Raw genomic sequence first — 23,736 nt, 5'->3', positions numbered from 1 at the left:
CTTATCATATATTGTCTATTTTGTCAATAAATTGTTTGTATTTTTTATATTTTTAGAATTGCATGTACTATATAACCAATTCCTTTCAACAGCGAAGTTAATTATATCCTAACCCAATTAATAAGTCAAGTATAATTCAATATTTTATTAAAAAAACTTAAATAGTCTAATAATACGGTTAAATTGCATTTTCAGCCAATATATCGCAAATAATAAACCTATTAATAAACTTAATAAAAAAAAGATAATCGAAACCAGTTCAATTACCCTTTTAATATATATAGTTTATGTATTTAATCAAACTGTTTATAGATACTCTTTATGTTTTTGTGCAACTGAAGAAATTGCTTGTTTTGCAGTATCAGTAATATCTCGTTGATATGCAATTTCATGTTCCATATTTCTAGATACATCATTTGAAACTACAGCTGCATCTAATATTTTCTTTAAAACAGAGCCCACTTCACTTACCATAGCATTTTGTTCTGCAACAATTGAGAATATCTTACTCATATCATTTACAATATCACTACTAAAAGTCTGAATAGATTTAATTGTTTGTGATATTTCTTTCGATGAATCTGCGGATTGAGATGCTAAATTACGTACTTCACTTGCTACTACAGCAAATCCTCTTCCATGTTCACCTGCTCTTGCTGCTTCAATTGATGCATTTAAAGATAATACATTAGTCTTATTGGATATCCCTGCAATTACATTTGCAAAACCTGCTATCATGTTAGACAAGTTCTCCATTTGGCTTATGTTGCTTGATGAAGTTTCAACAGCACTATTTAAATCATTAATTTTATTGATCAATACTTCAATACTATTAATTCCGTCTTTTACGAGATTAAGCGTAGTATCTGAGCTATTAATCGCATCAAATGCATTTTTCTCTACTTTAAGTTGAGAATTATCAAGATTCTTCATTATCTCAGATAGATTTTCTACGCATACCTCCTGTTCTCTCAATAAAGCTGCCATTTCACTACTTAATTGTTCTGAATCCATTGCTTCATTCCATGCCATAGCATATCTCACCTTTCGTAAATTATTTATACTATAAAATGATTCATGTGTTTCGATTTATAAATATTATATCGTATTTTATTGATAATTTAAATTAATAATTTTAAATCATTCTTCTAGCTTCACACAAAAACCACTATATATAACTTAACAGTTCTCGAATATTACGTACTCCAATTAATTTAATCCCTTTTGCTATTATATTATCTTTATTGACTTGAGGTAATATGCATTCTGTGTACCCCATTTTGGTTGCTTCTATCACTCTTTGCTCTGCCATATTAATAGCTCGTATCTCGCCGGTTAGCCCTACCTCGCCGAATACTATTGTTCTACTATCTAATGCCTTGTTTTTATAACTTGATAAAATAGACATAATAATTGATAGATCTAATGCAGGTTCCATTATTTTTATACCACCAGCAACATTAACATAAGCATCACATCCGGCTAATTGAATACCTAACCTTTTCTCAAGAACTGCCATTAATAAATTGACACGATTATAATCTGTTCCTGCTGCAGTTCTTCTTGGCATATTAAAATTAGTTTGACAGACAAGAGCCTGTACTTCAACTAAGATTGGTCTAGTACCTTCCATACAACAAGTTACTACCGAACCCGACTCACCTTCTGGTTTTCCTTGAAGCATATATTCTGATGGATTGGATACCTCAACTAAACCACTACTTCTCATCTCAAATACTCCAATTTCATTCGTAGAGCCGAAACGATTCTTTACTGCCCTTAGAATTCTATAGGAAGCTTGATTCTCTCCTTCAAAATATAACACGGTATCTACCATATGTTCTAATACTCTTGGACCAGCTACTACCCCTTCTTTGGTGACATGTCCAACAATGAAGATCGAGATGCCAAGGCCTTTTGCTATCTGCATTAAAGTAGCAGTCGTTTCCCTTACTTGACTTACACTTCCAGGCGCAGAAGATATCTCTTCTTTAAACATGGTCTGAATCGAATCAATAATTACTACTTCTGGTTGAATGCTCTTTATCGTCGCTTCAATTGTATCTAAATTAGTTTCACTAAGAAGAAGCATATCATTTTCAAACTCTCCAATTCGTTCAGCTCTCATCTTGATCTGCTTTAAGGATTCCTCACCAGAAATATAGAGAAGTTTTCTATTTATATCAGCAAGATTCTTGCTCATTTGTAGTAGTAGAGTTGATTTACCTATTCCAGGATCCCCACCTACTAAGACTAATGAACCAACCACAATTCCTCCGCCAAGAACTCGATCTAATTCATGTAACCCAGTTAGTATTCTTGTATCTTCTGATGTTGTTACTTCTGATATCTTTGTAGGAGTAGATTCTTTCACACGAATATTAGTTTTCGATGCTGTTTTAATTACTGGTTCTTCTACAAATGTATCCCACTGTTTACAAGCTGGACATTGGCCAAGCCATTTTATTGATTCATGCCCACATTCTTTGCAAAAAAATACAGTCTTACTTTTTGCCATTTTAATTCATGCCTTTCTTTCTCACATATTTGAATGGATTCCAAGTTTTAGAATTCCAAACATATATACAAAAAGAGGTAAAAGTATAAATTTTAACTATTCACCTTTTACCTCTTTATAATAAGCAATAAAACTATTCTATTGTTCTAGCTCTCAAAGCAAGGATGTTAAAAGTTATTCATCTAATAACTATAATTTAACTACTTTGATATCAGCTGGTTCATTTGGTCCTAATTCAACACTTAACATTAACTTTCCACCAAGATTTGTTTTCATTTTACCAACATTAGTATTATCAATAAAAATCTTATATTCTTTTTCAGCTTCTAATTCTAATGTTATTTGTGCATCTTCTTCCCCTTCTACATGAAAGGATACACCCTTATCAGAAGATTTTAATGAAAGTACTGTTGTTCCAGGAACAGACTCATATACAAACATTCCGTTCTTCTCAAGTTTCGTAATCTTTTTATAAGATTTAACCTTATAGATATCTCCATCATGTTCGAAATCTGATATCTTTGTTTTTTCTTGCAAACTATAATTACCAAAACTTATCGTACCGTCATTTTCTTTGCGTATTAACCCTTCTATAACTGTCATTACAGAAACCCTCCTGATTTTTTTATCATAAATAAAACAAACTCTTTGCTGTATGCTTCATTTATTTAAATATATTATATAATATTTCATGTCTAAATGCTAGTACATTATGCATAATAACAATTATTTTCTCTATTTACAGTATATTATCTGTTAACATATCGAAAATTGGATTTCTTTGTTTACACATCCAATCTTAACGGTATCCCCTTGCTTTACTTTACCATTTAAGATTTCTTCTGCTAATTTATCCTCGATATTGGTTTGAATTGATCTTCGAATTGGTCTTGCACCATAATTTTGATCAAATCCTACATCAGAGATGTATTCAATTATTTCGTTCGTCAATTCTAACGTTATATTTAGCTGTGTTTTTGTCCTTTTGGCAATTATATTGAGTAAGATTTTTACAATACTCTTAATATTGTCTTTTGTCAAGGAGTGGAACACAATGATTTCATCAATACGATTGATAAACTCAGGTTTAAATAAACGTTTTACTTCCTCCATAACATCACTCTTCATCTTCTTATAATCAGCTTCTGCATTCACTGCACTTGTAAATCCTAATGTCTTAGGAGATATAATTCTTTGTGCTCCAGCGTTAGATGTCATAATGATGATTGTATTTTTAAAACTAACTTTTCTTCCTGTTGCATCTGTAATATGACCATCATCAAGAACTTGTAATAGAATATTAAAAACATCTGGATGTGCTTTTTCTATTTCATCAAATAGAATCACCGAATATGGGTTCTGTCTTACTTTTTCACTAAGTTGTCCACCTTCGTCATATCCAACATATCCTGGAGGTGAACCAATTAGTTTGGACACACTGTGCTTCTCCATATATTCAGACATATCAACACGAATCATGGAATTCTCACTGCCAAATATTGCTTCTGCTAATGCCTTAGACAATTCTGTCTTACCTACTCCGGTTGGTCCAAGGAAAAGGAAGGAACCGATTGGACGATTTGGATCTTTTAATCCTACCCTACCCCTTCTGATGGCTTTCGCTACAGCTTCCACTGCTTCTTCCTGACCGACTACTCTTTCATGTAGAATATGTTCTAGATTTCTTAAACGTTCTGTTTCTTCTTCAGCTAATTTCTTTACTGGAATCTTCGTCCAACTTGAGATAATATCTGCAATCTCAGCTTCTGTAACTACTAATTCCTTTTCTTGCTTTTCTACTTCCATCTGAACTTTTAATTTATTCAGTTCTTCTATATTAGCTACTTGTTGTTTCTTTATTTCTCCAGCTTTTTCATAAGCTTCACTCTTAATTGCATTTTCTTTTTCTTCTTCTAATCGTTCATTTTCTTTTTCTAATTCTTTTATTCTTGGGCTCGTAATATAAGTACTTAAGCGAACTTTTGAAGATGCTTCATCAATTAAATCAATCGCTTTATCTGGAAGATAACGATCATTAATATATCGACTTGACATTTTTACAGCTGCATCAAGTGCTTCATCCGTAATTCTGACTTTATGATGAGCTTCATAACTATCACGAATTCCTTTTAATATTAGAATTGCTTCTTCTTCGGATGGTTCCTCTATTACAACAGGTTGGAACCTTCTCTCAAGTGCAGCGTCTTTTTCTATATGTTTACGATATTCTTCCCTTGTTGTTGCACCTATTAATTGTATCTCTCCTCTGGCTAAGGATGGCTTTAGAATATTTGAAGCATCAATTGCACCTTCTGCTCCTCCAGCACCAATGATTGTATGAATCTCATCAATGAACAATAAGATATTTCCATCATTCATTACTTCGTTGATTACTTTTTTTATTCTTTCTTCGAATTCACCACGGTATTTGGAGCCAGCTACCATTCCTGATAAATCTAAAGTTAATACTCGTTTATCTTTAATTGTATCAGGTATATTTCCTTCTACGATCTTTAATGCTAAACCTTCTGCTATTGCTGTTTTACCAACACCTGGTTCACCAACTAAACATGGGTTATTTTTGGTTCTACGGCTAAGTATTTGAATTACTCTCTGAATTTCTTCTTCTCTTCCGATTACTGGATCAAGTTTTCCTTCTCTAGCATAACTCGTTAAATCTCTACTATATTGATCTAGTGTTGGTGTTGTTGATTTTCCCTTTGATTTTGATTTGGATGCCATATATTCATTTTTTGCTATATTTGCATCACCACCTATAGCAGTTAATACATCTACATATAATTTTTGAATATTGACTCCTAATGTATTAAGCAAACGCATAGCAATACAATCGGATTCTTTCATTAACGCAATCAATATATGTTCTGTTCCAATGAACTGTGACTGCATACGCATTGCCTCTTTACTACTTTGATTAATAATTCTTTTCGCTCTTGGAGTTAAGCTATCAGATTCTGCAGTAGCAACATCTGAGTTAGGTGCTATCAATTGATTTACTAATTCAATAATTTTTTCTTTATCAACGCCATTTTCTTCTAGTACTTTTAATGCAACTCCTTCTACACTTAAAAGACCAATTAATAAATGTTCTGTTCCAACATAATTATGTGATAATTTGAATGCCATTTCTGTCGCTATATTTAGAGATTTTCTAGCACTCTCTGTGAATTTCTCATTCATATTGGTTTAACCGCCTTTCTTTATCAGTGAAAACTGATTTTTGTATTTCTAAGTCTCATCCATTCAAAGCATTTTTAAAGCACTGATTCATATATTCTGCTCGATATCGATTTCTAAGACTATTCCCTGCACTCTTTCCCATCTTATATTGGAGATTCGCTGGTTGTATATCCATCATTAATTTAAATATATTTAATTCTTTATTTAAGTTAATAAAACCCTGATCTATTCCAAATTTAATATCTGATAAAAGAGACATACATTCATTAGATGTAATCTGTTTGGTATAACTTAACACACCATAAGCACGATATATTTGTTCTTCTAATTCATTATAATTATTAGTGATTAAATATTCTCTTCGCTTTCTTTCTTGTCTAATCACCTGATCCATAATTTCATTCAGATGCTCTAATATATCACTTTCTGTTTTTCCTAAAGTCTTCTCATTGGACAGTTGATATAGATTACCTATGCTTTTACTATCCTCGCCATATATACCTCGAATAGCGACTCCATATCTAGCTAACTCTTCTGTCAAACTACTAATTAAGCCTGCAACCGATAAACCTGGCAGATAACACATATAGGATGCCCTAAGCCCCGTTCCTACATTTGTTGGACAAGAAGTTAAATATCCATACTTTTCATCAAATGCTATATGTGAGTTCCCTGTGATATAATCATCAATCTCATTTGCTTTCTTCAATACTTTTTCTAAGTCCATTCCAGTTGTTACACTTTGAATTCTTAGATGATCTTCTTCATTAATCATAACACTAACAGATTCATCGTCTGACAGAATCAAACCCGTCTCTTGCTTTTTATCTGCTAATAATGGACTAACAATATGTCGCTCGACCATAGCATTTTTATCTACTTCACTTAGATTACTTAAGTTACAGCAAAAATATTCCGATTCTTCGTTAGCCTTTTTGCCCATGAATTTATCTGTGATTTCTCTTACGAGATCCTTTGCCTTTTCATCGGATAATTTTGCTGCAAATGGATAATCAGAAAAATTTCTAGCCAAACGCACTCTACTAGATATAATAATATCCGTAGGCAAACTTTTCTCTTCATACCATTTAAGCATTAATCTCCTCCTCCTTCTTTAATTCTCTGATGGAGTCTCTTAGTTTTGCTGCTTCTTCAAACTCTTCTTTTTCTATGGCTTGTTGAAGTTTGATAGATAATTTCTCTATTTCACTTAATCCGCTTACAATTTTGTCTGCTTTGGTTACAAAACCTTTTGGCTTCTTTCCTACATGTACATCAGCTCCCTGAATTTTCTTGATTCCAGGTCCTAATTGCTTCTTAAAGGTATTATAACAACCCGCACATCCAAACTTTCCAAGTGTAGTAAACTCCTCATATGTCATTCCACATTCTTTGCATACAAGTTCCTTTACTGTTTCTTTTTCTTTTGAAGTATTTGTTACCTTATAATTGCCAAGGATACTCGATAGTAAATTACCAAGCGATATATCCTTATTAAGAACAGTGGATGCTAAATGAAATGATGTAAATTCCGAAGCACATTCTTCACAAAGATGCTGTTCTTTTTTCTCTCCATTTACAATTTCCGTATAATAGACTTTTGCTTCTCTTTTATTACACTTATCGCACAACATAATAACTACCTCCTTTGGTATATTATGATTATTCAATAATATTAATCTGGTGAATATTCTTCAAAAATTTTTGTTACTATTTCATGAGCTTCCTGACAGGTAATATTCTTACATATTGCTTTCGCTATAATTACCCGCATCTCATCTTCTAATTGTAACTTTGCTTTCATCTTATCTATATCAACAGCAATAACCGCACCTTTCCTACGATCTAATTTCAGATAACCTTCTTGCTTTAATATAGTATATGCTTTATTAACTGTGTGCATGTTAATACCAATATTATCCGCCAGATCTCTAACTGAAGGAAGATTGTCTCCTTCCTTAAAATGCGAAACCGCGATACCAATTATGATTTGATTTCTTAATTGAATATAAATTGCTTCATCACTATTAAAATCGATAGTTATGAACAAGACTCTCCACCTCCTATATTACTTGAAGTTATACTTGTTATACCCATACTATAACAGACATATTCTTTTGTCAACAGATATTTTATCCATTCTAATTGCATCAAATTAAATTATATTTATTATTTTATATATCATTTACTCTTAATTATTATTTACATTTCTAATAATAAAACACCGTTAATAGCAATAATAAATATGTATAAAAAAAGTAACTACAATCCTTTCTTTGATTATAGTTACTTTTATTTTTATAAACTTGTCCAACTTTTATTTTCTCTTTCGATATAATCGTATGATTACTGATATAGTAATTAAATTAATTCCTATTAATATCGCAGTTATTAAGTACATCTGATTTAATTTATCTAAATTCTTATCACTTTGTGTTACGTGTTTATCTTTTGTATTTTCATGATTTACTTTATCTTCATTCAGATTATATCTTTGTAATGTTTTTTCGATTCGATCATATTGATAGAATCCACTAACCCCATCTTTATTCATCAAATATAATAACAAAAATTCATTCTCTAAATCATTTTCTAATGTGTACGCTGTAATAGATACATTATTTATTTTTATCTTTGTATTAATATAACCTTCTGGAACAGTTTCATTCTCTGGCATTCCTACTACTTTATAAGCGCTATTTGTACCGACGTATATTTCACCATTTACATTTTCCGCATTTATCTCATTACTTAATTTTGGAAATGTATCGTTACCATTACCTGCATCTGTGGTATTGTTCTTATCCTTATCGTCTCCAGAAGTAGTACTCTTTTCTCTTGTTACGGTTATTGTATAATCTTTCTTATCACCAGACTCTACTTTAACTGTAATAATAACTTGATTATCTCCCTCTGATAGATTAGTAGCATTTTTGACAGTAACTTTTGCTTTGTTATCTTCTGGAATTGCACTAATAATTAAATTTTTGGTGCTGTTATCCACACTTACAGTATATTTATTCGTGTTCTTATCAAATTGTGGTGATAACTTACCAGGACTTATTTTTAGAGACTTTAAAATGTTATTCGTAGACGTCTCTTTCTGTGCAATTACATTTATTGATAAGGGACTACTTGAAACTGACATCTCATTCCCATCATCCGAGTTGAATACAACTGCTTTATCACTTATTCTAATTTCTGTAGCTCCTGTATCTTTCGCCTTGAACGTTAACACATATTTCTTTTTTGTAGTACCATCAACATTATTTGTATCAGACACTTTTAAAATACCATCATCACCGTTAACGAAAGAACCACCATCTGTAAATTCCAAAACGCTTGGGTCATAAGCTATATATGCTTCAAAATCACCAATATTAGAAGAAGAATTAACAACTAAAGAGATTGTTACCTTATCCCCTACAATTACAGTTGTATTCTTTGTTGTAAAATTAATTGATGCACTTGCAGCTAAACAAATAGTACTTGTACTAAAAAAAGAGAGCATAAAAATTAAGATTCCTATAATTATCAAATTATTGCATTTCTCTTTCACTCTCTCCATCAATATACCAAACCTTTCTCTCGTCCTCTATTCCGAACGTACTATATTAATTTCATATTTTCTAACTTTTCCATTTTCTGCTGTTACATTAACTGTAACTACATTGTTACCAATTTCTAATGATTGAACTCCTGTTCCGCTAACGGTTGCTTTGCTACTCACAGCTTGTGCATCCACTGTAACCTCTGATATATCATTATCTACAATCAGATTATATACTTGGTCTTTCGACAAGTCAAATGTAGGCGTTAAACTATATCCTTCAATACTTAGATTAGATAGCCAATTATTTGGATTCTTAACATCCTTAGGAGCTGCACATACTGAATTTGGCATATTATTGTACACAGGTATTGTAAATACAATCGGAAGTTCCAACATACTACTATAGCCTGAATAGGTCTTAGTAGCTTCTGAACTTGCAGCTTCTACATTTGCCATATATTGATGTGAATACATTGACTTAGGTGTTACATTAAATTTCTGTAAATAAATCGTACTTTGTCCGCGATCTATATAAGAAGCTCCAATAAATTTAGCTCCACCAACAATTGCACTGTATTGGTTATCCCAAGGTATGAGGTATAATGCATTCGTTGTCTGACTCGTTGAACCATTCATAGCATATGTTAAGGCATTCTTAATTGCTCCACCAGCAACTGTACTATGATATGCTCCAATATTATAAAAATTATAATATCCTTCAAATCCACTATAATTACCACTTGCAGATGAACTTAGTGCTGTGCTAGATGTCATTACTTCTTGTTTCACTCTTGTCGCCAAATGATATGGACTTACGTTCGAGTAATCTGCTGCACTCATAAATGTCTCGGAATATGTTTTGGTTACTTCATTACCATTCGAATCATCGTAAGTAAAACTAGTATTATATAATGGAGTATTCATTAATATTCTCTCTACCCCTGATTGATTTTGATATCCGCTTTGGTAAGAAAGTGATTCGAATTGGAATATCTTATTTGCTGTTAAAAAGTTTCTTGGATCCATGTAATAAGCAATTGCATCTTTTGATGCTGTTACCCAAGTAGCACCATCATAAGGGATGAATCGATCTTTCTCCCAACTATATGCACCCGTAGCTAGTGACTTCCAAGCTATATTCTTCGAATTTGTAATTAAGTTTAAACCAACCTTGCTTTCATTTGTTACAGCTGTATTCCAATCAACTCCAGTCTTATATGCTTTGAACTTCCAATTTGGATATTGATTATGAAGTGAGCGAAGAAGTACTTTGTAGCTGTCTGGAAAACCTTCGTTGGTTAAACTAGCTTCAAATTCTTCAGTCGTCATTGCTGTATTGTTGGTATCTGGCGTAGTAGGAGTTGTTGGTGTAGTTGTGGGTGATGGCGTAGTTGGGGTACTAGTATCTGTATTGTCTGTACTATCTAAAACCTGAATATATGATCCAGATACATACCCAGCTAACTCTACGTCACTATATTCAAATGATACTAGATACCAAGTTGTAGAACTAACTTGCTTTTCATCATAAATATTCACTGGTGTTCCCAATGCTAATGATATTGTCTTGTTATTATAAATTAACTTGTCATTACTTGTACCTGCTCCAATTCGAACATTAAGAGCATTGGTTCCAATTACTTTACCATCTTTAGATGATTGATTCTTATCTATTACTATTTTAGAATTCGTGTTACCTACATTATTATTACTTCCTGCATTAGAACCCTGATTATTATTTGTTCCTTGATCCGTGCCTGTTGAAGAGTTCGAACTGTTATTATTTGTATTAGTATCTTTGCTATTATCTGTGTCGCTATTTGTTTTATTTGGTGTTGTAGTATTGGATGAATTATTTGATGTGTTTTTCGTAGACGTGCTTGTTGTTGCACTGAATAAAACATCCTTTGCTAATATATAACCCTTCTTATTATTCTTATTATAGGTAAAGGATACATAGAACCATTTGTCACTTCCAATCGTAACCTCTTTACTTATCTTCAAAGCTGTACCAGAACTCAATGTTACTGTTTTATTATTTGAATCTTTCAAATAGGCTTTATTGCTTCCTGCACCCGTTCTTATACTAATCTTTGATTTACTATTTACCTTGGCGTTTATGTTACTTTTCAATTCAAGTTTTACGAAATCACTAAGTATATATCCTTTATATGTACTTTTACCTACTTGAAATGAGATATAATACCATTTTTTAGAACCAACCATCTTTTCATTTAAAATTGTTACGCTTGAATTTTTCACTAAACTTACTTTTACTTTATTAATTGTAAGTTGCTCACCTGTTGTACTTGGTGTTGTTCGAACATTTAGTTTTGTTGCTGTTATTTTCGCTGCAAGCTTTAGTGAGTTTGATGAAGTTATTTTTGCAGCCGTCGTTGTTCCTGCATTGATTTTCACATAATCATCCAATACATAACCTTTTACTGTAGCTCCATTAAATTTTACTGAAATATAGTACCATCCATTTGACTTCTTCTCTATACTTACCGCTGTATTCTTTGTTAAGGTAACCTTTTTTCCACTACTCATTACGATAGAATAGTTAGTTCCAGCCCCTTTTCTTACATTTAAAGTAGTTGCTGTTACAATTCCTTTCTCAACAGCATATGTATCGATTTTATTATAAATGAATACACCTCCTGAGAAAGTAAGTAGAAAACAGATAGATAATAATATCTTCCATCTCTTTTGCATAGAATAATTCCCTCCATTCATACTCCTAGATCACTATATAACATTTATCGACTTATCCACAAACTCACTGAATAATCTAACATAATTTCCAGCATTATTACAATTTTCTCATTAAAATTATACGAAATTTTAGTCTTTACTTCAATATTTCTATTAAATATTATTAATTCTATCCTATCAGTCATATATGGCAAGAATATGGCATTAAAATATAAAAAAAACATGTAAATACTACTTAACAAACATAGTACTTACATGTTTTTTATTAATTTTCACTTTATTAGGTATCTAAGATTATTAATAAAAATCTAATCTTTATTATTCATTATGCTTCGTCTATTGCTTTACCAATATCCGTTCTTGAATATTTATTCTCAAATTGAACCCATTCACATGCTTTATAAGCATTATTTCTGGCTTCTTTTAGATTTTTTCCTTTTGCTGTAATACCAAGAACCCTACCACCATTCGTAACTATAGTGTCTCCTTCATACTTTGTCCCAGCGTGGAATGCAAAGTAATCTTCACTACCTTTAAAACGTTCTAATCCATGAATATGATATCCTTTATCATAATGTTCTGGATATCCATTAGAAGCTAAGACTACACAAACTGCTGCATTATCTTCAAATTCTAATTGAATCTGATCTAATGTTCCGTCAATACATGCTTCAAATACTTCAACAATATCATTTTTCATACGAGGTAATACAACTTGAGTCTCTGGATCACCAAAACGCGCATTGTATTCTAATACTTTAGGTCCTTCCTCTGTTAGCATTAATCCGACAAATAGAATTCCCACAAAATCTCTGCCTTCCGATTTCATTGCATCCATGGTTGGTTTATAGATATTTTCTTCACAGAAGCTTTTTACTTCTTCTGTATAGAATGGACTTGGTGAAAAGGTTCCCATTCCTCCAGTATTCAAACCTTGGTCATTATCTTTAGCACGTTTATGGTCTTGGGCACTTGTCATAGGTAAAACTGTTGTACCATCACAGAAAGCAAGTACAGACACTTCTCTTCCTGTCATAAATTCTTCAATTACGAGACGATTTCCTGCACTACCGAATTGTTTATCAAGCATAATAGACTTTACACCTATCTTAGCTTCTTCAAGAGTATTACATATAAGTACACCTTTACCAAGTGCTAAACCGTCTGCTTTTAATACAATCGGGAATTTACACTGTTCAAGATATTTGATTGCCTTATCAGCATCCTCAAAGTTCTCATAGAATGCAGTTGGTATATCATATTTCCTCATTAAATCTTTAGAGAAGGCTTTCGATCCTTCGATAATAGCAGCATTTTTTCTAGGTCCAAAGATTCTAAGTCCTCGTTCTTCAAATATATCTACAATACCAGCAACCAGCGGATCGTCCATTCCTACAACAGTTAAATCCACCTCTTTATTAGCTGCAAAATCAGCAAGTCCTAAAAGATCTGTTGCTTTAATATCTACACACTCTGCATACTCAGAAATACCAGCATTGCCTGGTGCACAGTATATTTTATCTACTCTACTGCTTTGTGCAATCTTATAAGCAAGAGCATGCTCTCTACCGCCGCTTCCAACGATTAGTACCTTCATACTATGCCTCCTTTATTAATCTCTTTGAATTATCACTCTATTCTCACGAATTGCTATCTTATCATTCGCAATTAACTCTATCGCAAGCGGTAGTATATCCCACTCTGCCTCTTCCATTACTTTTCTCTGTAGAATCTCAGGAGTATCTTCTTCCCCAACCTCTACTGCTTTTTGCAAAATAATTGGTCCCGTATCTGTTCCTTCATCCACGAAATGAACGGTTGCCCCAGTTACTTTTACTCCTCGATTCAACACTTCTTGATGCACTCTAAGGCCATAGAAACCTGAACCGCAAAAAGATGGAATTAAAGAAGGGTGGATATTAATAATTCTGTTCTGATACTTTTTAATCATAATCTCTGGAAGAATTACCAAGTATCCCGCCAATACAATTAAGTCAACTTCATAAGAATCTATTGTTTTAAGTAGAGCTTCATTAAATTCTTCTCTAACTTTAAAATCTTTGGGAGATATGCATTCTGCGGCTATATTTGCTTCCCTAGCTCTTGTTAATGCATAAGCATCTTTTTTATTACTAATTACTACTGTTATTTCTGTATTCGTAATTTTATTGCTTTTTATATGATCAATAATTGCTTGTAGATTCGTTCCACCGCCAGACACTAGTACAGCAATTTTTAGCATAATGTAACTCCTTTTTCACCGTCTTTAACCTCACCAATTAGATAAGCTTCCTCACCAGCAGCTTTTAATAAACGGATAGCTTTATCAGCTTCTGTGCTATCAACTACTACCATCATACCAATACCCATGTTATAGGTGTTATACATCATTTCTTCTTTGATGTCTCCGTCCTTTGATAACATAGAAAAGATTGCTGGAATGTGATAACTATCTTTTTTAATCATTGCATGTTTGTCATCTGGTAACATTCTAGGGATGTTTTCATAAAAACCACCACCAGTAATGTGACTACAAGCTTTCACAATGACATTATTTGATTTTAAAGCTTTAAGAGCATTTACATAGATCTTCGTAGGAGTTAATAAAGCCTCACCTAGTGTTGTTCCAAGTGACTCATAATACATATCTAATGCATCTCTTTTCATGTTGAATACTTTTCTTACAAGTGAATATCCATTGCTATGAATTCCAGAAGAAGCAATACCAATAATGGAATCTCCTGCTTTTAATGTCTTCCCTGTAACAAGATCTTTTTGATCTACAATACCAACTGCAAAACCAGCTAAATCATATTCATCTTCTGGATAGAATCCTGGCATTTCTGCTGTTTCACCACCGATTAATGCAGCTCCTGCTTGTCTACATCCTTCTGCAACACCACTTACTATGGTAGCAATTCGTTCAGGTTCATTCTTACCGCATGCAATATAATCTAGGAAAAATAATGGTTCACCACCTGCACAAGCAATATCATTGACGCACATAGCTACACAATCAATACCAATTGTATCATGTTTATCCATGATAAACGCTAATTTTAACTTGGTTCCAACACCATCTGTTCCTGATACTAAGGTTGGTTTTTCCATTGTCTTAAAACTTTCTAATGAAAACGCACCTGAAAATCCACCAATGTTTGTTAAAACTTCATTTCTCATTGTTTTACTAATGTGAGTTTTCATTAACTCAACAGCTTTATAACCAGCTTCAATATCTACTCCAGCGTTTTTGTAATCCATTATCTATTCCTCCTGTTTTGCAATTAATATCTTTCTACACAATATTCTATCATAGATAGTAGTATTTGTCTTAGTTTCGATATCATTTATTTCTAATCGAATATATAAGTGTAATTTATATATAGTCATCATATATAAGTAAAATTTATCTTTTACATTTCTTCAAGGTACTTACTATATTTTTGACTTTCCAGTTTTTCAGCCTTTTTAATTACCATATCTTCAAGACCTTTTGCGTAATCTTTCAAACGTTCTCTAAGTGCTTCATCACCAACAGCTATCATCTTTGCAGCTAATAATCCTGCATTTAAAGCTCCATTAATAGCTACTGTTGCTACTGGAATTCCAGGAGGCATCTGGCAGATGGAATAAAGAGAATCTACACCACCTAATGCTTTTGTCATTACAGGAACACCCACAACTGGAAGAACTGTAATTGCAGCAACCATTCCTGGAAGATGAGCAGCTCCGCCAGCACCTGCAATAATTACATTAATTCCTCTGCCTTCTGCATTTTTAGCATACTCAAATAAACGGTCTGGCGTTCTGTGTGCTGACACGATGGTTAATTCGTACTCTACTTTTAATAGATCCAGAATTTCTGCAGCTTTACTCATAACTGATAAGTCAGAATCACTACCCATTATTATTCCTACTTTAGCCATTTTTCTATCCCACTTTCTTTTTTGTAATAATATTTATCTAAAAACTTATTTTATCATGTGCTTCCCTAACTGCTTTTAATGCTTCTTCTAATGTAGGTGCTGTAGCTGTTATATGCCCCATTTTTCTTCCTACGGATACTTTATCTTTTCCATATAAATGGATTTTAACATAAGGATTTTCATAAGCTTGTTCTAATCCTTTGACATTTGCATCTTTATCCACATTACCAATGATATTCTTCATTGCAACTGGACGGATTAAAGAACAGTCTCCTAAAGGCTGTCCCAATATCGCTCTAATATGATTTTCGTACTGAGAAGTATAACATCCTTCAATCGTATAATGTCCTGAATTATGTGGTCTTGGCGCTAATTCATTTACAAGGATATGGCCTTCTTTCGTTACAAATAATTCAATACATAACATACCATAACAATCAAATGCAGCAATTGCATTCTTTGCCACCTGCATTGCCTCCTTATTCGTATCCTCACTTATTACAGCTGGAACTGTTGTCTCATCAAGGATACTATTGCGATGAACATTTTCTGCTACTGGAAATACCTTCACTTCACCATTCGCACTTCTACATACTAATATAGATACCTCTTTCTCAAAAGGAACGAATTCTTCCACCATAAGTGGTAATTTGCCTGCACCTAAAGTTTCGTATGCTCTCATGATATCTGCTTCATCTTTAATTACTGCATTTCCTTTACCATCATACCCACCAGTACATGTTTTTAATATTAATGGATAACTGAAGGTCTCACCTGCTTTTTTTATATCTTCTAAGCTATCAATCTTTATAAAATCAGGAACTAAAATATTATGTTGTTTCAACCAAAGCTTTTGATCATATTTATTTTGAATATGATACAATGTATCACTGGATGGATATACTTTATGTCCCTTCTTCTCTAATATCCTTAGTGCTTCGACATTAATATGTTCAAATTCATAAGTAACAACATCCACTTTGGAGGCCAACTCTAATATTCCCTCTATATCATCGAATCCTGCAATTATATGTTCGTCTGCAATGCTATGCGCTGGGCAGTTCTTACTTGGATCCAAGATTACAAAGTAATAATCTAATCTCTTTGCATCTAAAATCATCATCTTGCCAAGTTGTCCACCGCCTATGATACCTATTTTATGCATGTTTGTTACTCCTTTTTATGATTTAATATAATTTTCTCAAGTATGTACTTAACCATTCTATTAACTGTTATCATTACCCAAACAGTTATAACTCATTACAAATATCTATCATAATTTTACTCGTGTGAATTACTCCACGTCAAGATTTAAGTCAATTCCTATCTATTAGATTTCATAATGTTATTTATTAAAGAACAAGCGCCCGTCTGACACATAATTTTAAGGGTAGAGTAAAACTATTGATTATAATTCTACTCTACCCCATCTAGGATTTATTTATAATATTAATTTACTTAAACGCTTCGTTTAGTTCTTCTGTTCCAGCTAGAACAAATCTTCCATCTTTAACAATTGTTATTGTTTCTTCATTCTTTTTATGAACAATTATGTCGCCTAACTCGTGATAAGGTATTGTGATATCTGTATGACAATTAAAATATGCTTTTGACTTATCTTCTGTTCTTAATCTTGAGCATTCATTTTCTTTGGCAACTATTTCTTTACCATCTGGATTATAAAGCTTCACTTCTTCCGATCTTGAATAACAAGTATCTCCTACTGCAAAGTGTGGTCCGGTTTTCTCAGCGATTAGAATTGGTAGTTTATCTGAAATATGATATTTTTCAGCCATAACATAAGCAGTTGTATTGGTACCTATCGCAAATTCACCAATTGGTAACGTATCATGATTATGAAGTAGATTTTCTTTTACATATTTTTTATTCTCTACATCATCCTCGTAATTTTTACAAGTATAGTCCTTGATCATTCCATCTTCGAATTGCAGATCTAAGTCGATATATTTTAAATCTCTCAAATATACTTTCTTAACATGAAGAGTACCGCTCGTACCTTTTAATACTGGAGAAGTAAATACCTCTCCTACTGGGATGTTAACATCTGCAGTGCAATTTTCAAAAATTGTTTCTTTTTCTTTATCTTGAAGTTCATATAGCTTCACATTAATATTCGTATGATTTCCATTTGCACCTGTAATTGAAACATAATCACCTTCGTCAAGAGCATCAATAATGGATTGCTGAATCTTCTTATACTTATCATTATCTAATGTATTCACCTTAACTACTTCTGCAAAAATTTCTGCAAATTGATCACCAATCTCTGGAATTGGGTAAGCAATGATCGTAAAGCTTGTTTCTTCATTATTGATATATTCGCTACTAATCATTGCTGCATCATTGCTATAAGCAACGGATAATTTTTGCTGTTTCTCGTCTAGATGAATGCATTCAGGTTTACTTAATGGTGCAAAAGTCTGTTCCCCGAATATCTCCATTACAGCAGGGCCAGCAAATCCTTTTGCTAATTCTTTATTTTTTTCATAAGCTACACGAAGACTTGATAATTTTCTCTCGTTAAATGCTTTATCAAGATATAATCCATTGTCAAATCGGTGATCATAATCATATTGTTTATTTGGACTTGTACTAAAATAGCCAATCTTAAGATGTTGTCTCTTATTAATACTATTTACTGCTGCTCGGTATATCGTAGTATTCAGATTCATCCTTTTAAAGTTCTCTATTTCTTTACGTACAATACGTTCAAACCCAATGCAGTAACGAATGTTCACTGTTGTCTTCTTCGATAGATCAATTTTTGCATTTTCAAATCCCATACGATATCCTTCTGTAAATGTTGATGCCATAGAATCAATTTCATCCTCGGAAAGGCTATTTAAGAAGGTAGCAATCTTAATTTCATTTTCTGTAATATATTCACCAAATTGGTATAAATATCTTACATCTGTTAAATCAGAATTCATTATAATGTCTGTAGCAAATGATAAACTAGGATCGAGTAATTCTCTTGTACGATATTCCACAGTCATATCACTATAATCACTTACAAAATAATAAATTGCTGATTTTACATCTTTGTATGTGTACTCTCCTTCATTTTCAAAGTAATTATACACTTCGATAAATAATTCAAGGTGAATTACAATATCAAATAATCTTTTTTCGTAAGCATACGCAATCATTCCACGTATCTCAGTATATAGAAAGGTTAGTACTTCACCATAATTCTCACCTAGTTTTTCTTTAGCATAGGCTGGATTCGCATAGCTACTTTCATAATGACTTCCTTCAATATCTTGATATAGTTCATAGTTTAATTTCTTTAAATCTTCAAGGTTATAATCTTTTAACTCATTCTTCTGTATTAAACTCACTAAATCTCTTATCTGCATTATAAAAGAAGCAACTTTCGTAAAATAATCACGATATGGTTCTTTTACAGAATCTTCGCCAAGGATTAGCTCTACTCTCTCTATTGCTAAATCATATCGCTCTTTCATTTCTACATTTTGCTTTGATATATCCATATTTTGTTCTTTCATATTAATCTCCCATCTAACGTGTTTAGTAACATATAAATCAATTAGGTGAAACTCTTTATTTCACACACTTAAAGACTATTTAGACCAATCCAATGAAATATAAAATAGCGCATCCGATTACCAACAATCCATTCACTACCATACCAATAATTGGGAATGTGTAAAATATCTCTTTTTCTTTTACACTCTTCACTGAACAAACTAGTCCAAATATCGAAATAATAAAAGCTACTATTCCAAATAATCCAATATATATATTTCCCTTGCCATGAGAGCTACTCGATAAATATGAAAGATAACACATAAGAATCAAGGAAATTGCCCCGAGTATAACAGAAATAATACCTAGTTTTGGATGAGTCTTATCGGAAAACTTATAACTACCTTTCTTCTTTGGCTCTTTTCTCTTTTTCGTTGGTTTATATCTTCTTTCCACCATATCATATACCCGTATCATAACACTTCTATTAAGAGAGGTGTTATACTTCTTACCTTTCTATCTTAATCTTCTTTGGATCTTTTTTCTTCCTGCTAAATGATTGCATATTGCAAAGGCAACATACCCAACAATACAGCCAACAGTATTTAAGAAAATATCATCTACATCAAAGATTCCAACTTTAAAAACAAGTTGTGTTACTTCTATCATTATTGTAAATTCCAAACCTAATAACGTTACATTAAGAAACTTCCTATTCTTTGGACTAATAATAGGAAGTACAAAACCAAACGGTGAAAATGCAAACACATTTCCAAAAATATTCACTATAAAGCTAGTAAATCCAAGCTCATTTCGATACTCAATAAAACGTCGTATTTCTTTAAATAAAACCAAATTATATCGGTACTCATGAGCAGTGCCTGTCCTACCGTAGCTTTCACTAAAGAATAAAAAATAGCATAATCCTGCTATATATATTATAAAAAGAATCCAACTGATTCTTACAATCAACTTCTTTGTTTTATATTTCAATTCATCAACTCCTACATTTATACGGTTATTATAATCGATTTCTTCCAATTTTAAAATATACAATTCATTATTTTTTCTTTTATGATTCAAGGGTCATTAACCTTATTTAAGTTAACTAAGTGTATATTGCTGTGTATATTGCTGTATCCATTATTGATACTATCCAAAATCTCATTAAGATTCTCGATACTATAAATAATATTCTAACTCAAGCTTCTCAATTTGTTTTTTATAATCGATTACGAATTCATAAAACACATTTTACCATTTCTATTACCGAAAAAAGAGGAATTTCAAAGAATTTTGAAATTCCCTTTTTTCGAATGACATAATTTAGTGTAGTGATTTCACTTGCTTGCAAGAGTGAAATCACAAACGTTGAGAGTGAAAGCGTTTTTCTTTCACTCTTATCTTCATAATATAACTTTATCTTATTACCTAGTTATCTCTTATCGTTAGCTATCTTCATTATCCTTCTTAATACGTTGCTGATAATGTTCCTATAGCAGCCATATTGTTATTATAATCAGTAATTGAATTATTAGCACCTGGCACTACCGTAACATTTGTTACGCTTGGTAATGTTGAATTAAGTGTGATTGTAACCTTGTTACTTGAAACAGTTACTTGAGATACGGTGCTTAACGGCATTAATACCCCATTTTGATAAACTGAGAAACTTGCTGTTCCTTTAATATTCTCGCTAAATGTTAATATAATTGTCTTTAAATCACTATTAATCTTTGAAGAAACTACATATGGTGCAACATTTTCTACTAAAGGTACACTTTGTACAGATGGGTTCATTGCTGAATAACTACCATTTGCTCCTTTAATCCCTGATATTGTAACAACATATACAGTATTTGCAACAATAGTACCATTCGCAATTGTCAACTTAACAGTTGCACCATTCGAAGTATTATAAGTGACCACTGCTTTCGTCACGGTTGCTCCGGGAATACTGTAATTCGCAGTGTTCTCAGCAGATACTACATCTACTTTTCTTTGGAAGGTAACATTAATTTCATTTGGATTTGTTGTTGACTGTGCAATGGTTGGTGCTGGCATTTGGCTAGTCCCACCAATACCTTTTACGATACTAACTAATATACTCTTACTGTAGGTAAAGAAATCATCTTTTACAAAACCATCTGGTAATGTAATGTTATAAGTTCCTGCAGAACCTACATATGAATTGTCCAATGTTAATGTTACTTGATTACCATTTACCACTGCATTTGTATATACAATTGTTGGACTAGTAATGTCATCATTATCTGTTCTTAACGTAGCACTTAACGTACCCGCTGTATTTGACAAAGTAACGTTTTTATTATAGGTAAGCACTAATGAATTTAGCTCAATACCATTATTTGAAGTGGTAACTAATTTACTACTTGTTACAATAGGTGCTTCTGCTGTAACAGTGAAGTTAACCGTTGCTGTTTGAACTCCTGGTGAAACGGTATTATAGCCGCTAAAGTCAGATAACACTATGTACTGGTTTCCTGTCAGGTTAGTTTCATTTGTAGTTAGTGTGTATGTTACCTTTTTATTGTCATTCGGATCTTTTACACCAACTAATTTATTGGTACTACTTCCAAGTTGTAAGGTACCTGGATTCTTAATTGGGGAGTCAAAACAAACGGTAATTGTATTATATCCTGTTCTTATTGCAGATACCACTTTAGCCTGAGCTCTTGTAGAAACATCTGTCTGCATAGAAAAATTCAAATTGTCAGCTGGATTACCAGTTATATCTGTAATCCCTACTAATATAACTGAAAATTGTTTGCCTTGATCTTCTGTAGATAGGTTGCTTAAGTCTATCGTCATTGATTTCTTATCTTTAGATAATACATAATTATTCTTATTTGTAAGAACATTTAATGACGCTGCGTTTAGATTCCCCCCATCTAACCTTCTCGCATTAGAAGGAACAAAATTAGTTGTATTAACTGGTTCGCTGAACTCAATGGTAGCAATAACTCCTGTTCCATCTAAGGATACATTCGTTAATCTAGGCTTAATTGTGTCAGTAATTGTATATATATCATCAAAAGTAATATCTTTACCTGCTAATGTCTTCACTCCTTTTGATATGATTAATTCATAAGAACCTTTGAATATAGAAGAAGATTGTATGGTTAGAGATTTTTTATCTGTAGATAAAGTAGCTGTTAATGTCCCATAATCATTTGCCATTACAGAATTTTTATCCGTTCTTCTTTTAAACATAACATTTTTTAAGGTATTATCACTATCTATTAATGTAGAAGCATCCATTTCATCGGTAAAGTGTAATACAATCTCACTCGCATGATTTAATACTACACTATCAATTCCTGCAGCTTTTTGTTCTACAATAATTGGGACAGAATCTGTTTGTCCACTAGTCGAAGTTACTGTCAAAATTGTATTACCTTTTGCACGAGCTGTTACAACACCATATTTATCAACAGTGGCAATATTGGTATTCTTGATCTTCCATTTAGCTCCGTCTGTTGAATTACTAGGAGTAAATGATAAATTATAATCAAATGTTTCACCAACTTTTAAAATGTTATCAGTTGGTGCATTCTTAATTATAATGGATGTCATAGGTATTACTCGAACCGTAATTTTACAATATAATTTTATTATTTTTTTATTTGGTGTTGTAATCTGTGCTGTTACAACAGTAGTACCTGCGGCTAATGAAGTAATCTTGCCAGCACTATTGATGGTCGCAACATCAATATCCGATGATATCCATTTACATACAGAACCTTTAACCATATTATTAACTTTAAGTGTATATGTTTTATTCACGCCTTTTATAATCTGACTAGTAACGTTCAGTGTTGGCTGTTGTGTTGTATTAGTTTTTGTCTTTGTTACATTAGTTGTCGCCTTCGTTGTAGTGGATGTTGCTGCAAATACAACTGATGTATTGGTTGATGCAACTGTAGGCGTTGCTAACGCAACTGTTAATACGAATGCCATCTTTCTCAAATTATTTTTCTTCATATTTATCTCCATACCTTTCAATTTTGATGACCTATTTCCTATTATAGGAACCCTTAGCGTATGTTGTGATATGCACCAAATTCACTATATATATGCATATTTTTCATCTATTTTAAGTTTAATCACTGGAGTACTTTTTGTCAAATAAAATACATTTACTTATTTCTTAAGAATTGCTTAATCTTACTTCCCTACCAAGTATATCTTACTTCTATATTCACCTGAAATTCTAGACAAAAACTCTCGATTCCTAAACTTAAGAAATCGAGAGTCTTTGGTTATTGCATCAAATAATCTTATTTTCACCT

18 protein-coding genes are annotated in these 23,736 nt (G+C 32.3%); all 18 read right to left on the bottom strand.

Going from position 1 to position 23,736, the window contains the following annotated elements:
- Positions 1 to 306 precede the first annotated feature (306 nt).
- The gene (locus bsdtb5_RS05880) at positions 307 to 1,032 is read right to left on the bottom strand and encodes a methyl-accepting chemotaxis protein (protein ID WP_271715105.1); all 726 of its coding nucleotides are present in this window, start codon (positions 1,030 to 1,032) and stop codon (positions 307 to 309) included.
- 136 nt (positions 1,033 to 1,168) lie between these two features.
- Positions 1,169 to 2,518 (bottom strand): DNA repair protein RadA, encoded by a 1,350-nt coding sequence (gene radA / locus bsdtb5_RS05875; RefSeq protein ID WP_271715104.1) that lies wholly within the window; start codon positions 2,516 to 2,518, stop codon positions 1,169 to 1,171.
- A 189-nt stretch (positions 2,519 to 2,707) separates the two neighbouring features.
- On the bottom strand, positions 2,708 to 3,121 hold the full coding sequence (locus bsdtb5_RS05870; RefSeq protein ID WP_271715103.1) for an endosialidase: 414 nt from the start codon (positions 3,119 to 3,121) through the stop codon (positions 2,708 to 2,710).
- Positions 3,122 to 3,274: 153 nt separating this feature from the next.
- Positions 3,275 to 5,719, bottom strand: coding sequence for an ATP-dependent Clp protease ATP-binding subunit (locus bsdtb5_RS05865; RefSeq protein WP_271715102.1), 2,445 nt, complete (start codon positions 5,717 to 5,719; stop codon positions 3,275 to 3,277).
- Positions 5,720 to 5,774: 55 nt separating this feature from the next.
- Positions 5,775 to 6,815, bottom strand: a complete 1,041-nt coding sequence (locus tag bsdtb5_RS05860) for a protein arginine kinase (RefSeq protein WP_271715101.1) — start codon at positions 6,813 to 6,815, stop codon at positions 5,775 to 5,777.
- Complete coding sequence (locus tag bsdtb5_RS05855) at positions 6,808 to 7,353, bottom strand: UvrB/UvrC motif-containing protein (RefSeq protein ID WP_271715100.1); 546 nt, start codon at positions 7,351 to 7,353, stop codon at positions 6,808 to 6,810. Before bsdtb5_RS05855 ends, bsdtb5_RS05860 begins: the two co-directional genes overlap by 8 nt.
- A 41-nt stretch (positions 7,354 to 7,394) precedes the next feature.
- Positions 7,395 to 7,769, bottom strand: coding sequence for a GntR family transcriptional regulator (locus bsdtb5_RS05850; RefSeq protein WP_271715099.1), 375 nt, complete (start codon positions 7,767 to 7,769; stop codon positions 7,395 to 7,397).
- 267 nt (positions 7,770 to 8,036) lie between these two features.
- A complete protein-coding gene (locus bsdtb5_RS05845; protein ID WP_271715098.1) occupies positions 8,037 to 9,287 on the bottom strand; it encodes a cadherin-like beta sandwich domain-containing protein in 1,251 nt (416 codons plus the stop codon).
- 27 nt (positions 9,288 to 9,314) lie between these two features.
- Positions 9,315 to 11,987: a cadherin-like beta sandwich domain-containing protein gene (locus tag bsdtb5_RS05840; protein WP_271715097.1), complete on the bottom strand. Its 2,673-nt coding sequence runs from the start codon at positions 11,985 to 11,987 to the stop codon at positions 9,315 to 9,317.
- A 325-nt stretch (positions 11,988 to 12,312) separates the two neighbouring features.
- Positions 12,313 to 13,584, bottom strand: coding sequence for a phosphoribosylamine--glycine ligase (gene purD / locus bsdtb5_RS05835; protein WP_271715096.1), 1,272 nt, complete (start codon positions 13,582 to 13,584; stop codon positions 12,313 to 12,315).
- 15 nt (positions 13,585 to 13,599) lie between these two features.
- On the bottom strand, positions 13,600 to 14,229 hold the full coding sequence (gene purN / locus bsdtb5_RS05830) for a phosphoribosylglycinamide formyltransferase (protein WP_271715095.1): 630 nt from the start codon (positions 14,227 to 14,229) through the stop codon (positions 13,600 to 13,602).
- On the bottom strand, positions 14,223 to 15,248 hold the full coding sequence (gene purM / locus bsdtb5_RS05825; protein WP_271715094.1) for a phosphoribosylformylglycinamidine cyclo-ligase: 1,026 nt from the start codon (positions 15,246 to 15,248) through the stop codon (positions 14,223 to 14,225). The genes purN and purM overlap by 7 nt, the downstream gene beginning before the upstream one ends.
- A 152-nt stretch (positions 15,249 to 15,400) precedes the next feature.
- The gene (gene purE / locus bsdtb5_RS05820) at positions 15,401 to 15,913 is read right to left on the bottom strand and encodes a 5-(carboxyamino)imidazole ribonucleotide mutase (RefSeq protein WP_271715093.1); all 513 of its coding nucleotides are present in this window, start codon (positions 15,911 to 15,913) and stop codon (positions 15,401 to 15,403) included.
- Positions 15,914 to 15,950: 37 nt separating this feature from the next.
- A complete protein-coding gene (gene purK, locus bsdtb5_RS05815; RefSeq protein ID WP_271715092.1) occupies positions 15,951 to 17,078 on the bottom strand; it encodes a 5-(carboxyamino)imidazole ribonucleotide synthase in 1,128 nt (375 codons plus the stop codon).
- A gap of 289 nt (positions 17,079 to 17,367) precedes the next feature.
- On the bottom strand, positions 17,368 to 19,443 hold the full coding sequence (locus bsdtb5_RS05810; RefSeq protein WP_271715091.1) for an aminopeptidase: 2,076 nt from the start codon (positions 19,441 to 19,443) through the stop codon (positions 17,368 to 17,370).
- A gap of 79 nt (positions 19,444 to 19,522) precedes the next feature.
- Positions 19,523 to 19,900: a DUF6142 family protein gene (locus tag bsdtb5_RS05805; RefSeq protein WP_271715090.1), complete on the bottom strand. Its 378-nt coding sequence runs from the start codon at positions 19,898 to 19,900 to the stop codon at positions 19,523 to 19,525.
- Positions 19,901 to 19,939: 39 nt separating this feature from the next.
- A complete protein-coding gene (locus bsdtb5_RS05800; RefSeq protein WP_271715089.1) occupies positions 19,940 to 20,416 on the bottom strand; it encodes a VanZ family protein in 477 nt (158 codons plus the stop codon).
- Positions 20,417 to 20,893: 477 nt separating this feature from the next.
- A complete protein-coding gene (locus bsdtb5_RS05795; protein ID WP_271715088.1) occupies positions 20,894 to 23,428 on the bottom strand; it encodes an Ig-like domain-containing protein in 2,535 nt (844 codons plus the stop codon).
- Positions 23,429 to 23,736 lie beyond the last annotated feature (308 nt).

It is taken from the genome of Anaeromicropila herbilytica (assembly GCF_016591975.1).
In the GTDB taxonomy this organism is placed as follows: domain Bacteria; phylum Bacillota; class Clostridia; order Lachnospirales; family Lachnospiraceae; genus Anaeromicropila; species Anaeromicropila herbilytica.
Note: the sequence above shows the minus strand (reverse complement) of the source record. Positions and strands in the feature narration are given on the sequence as shown.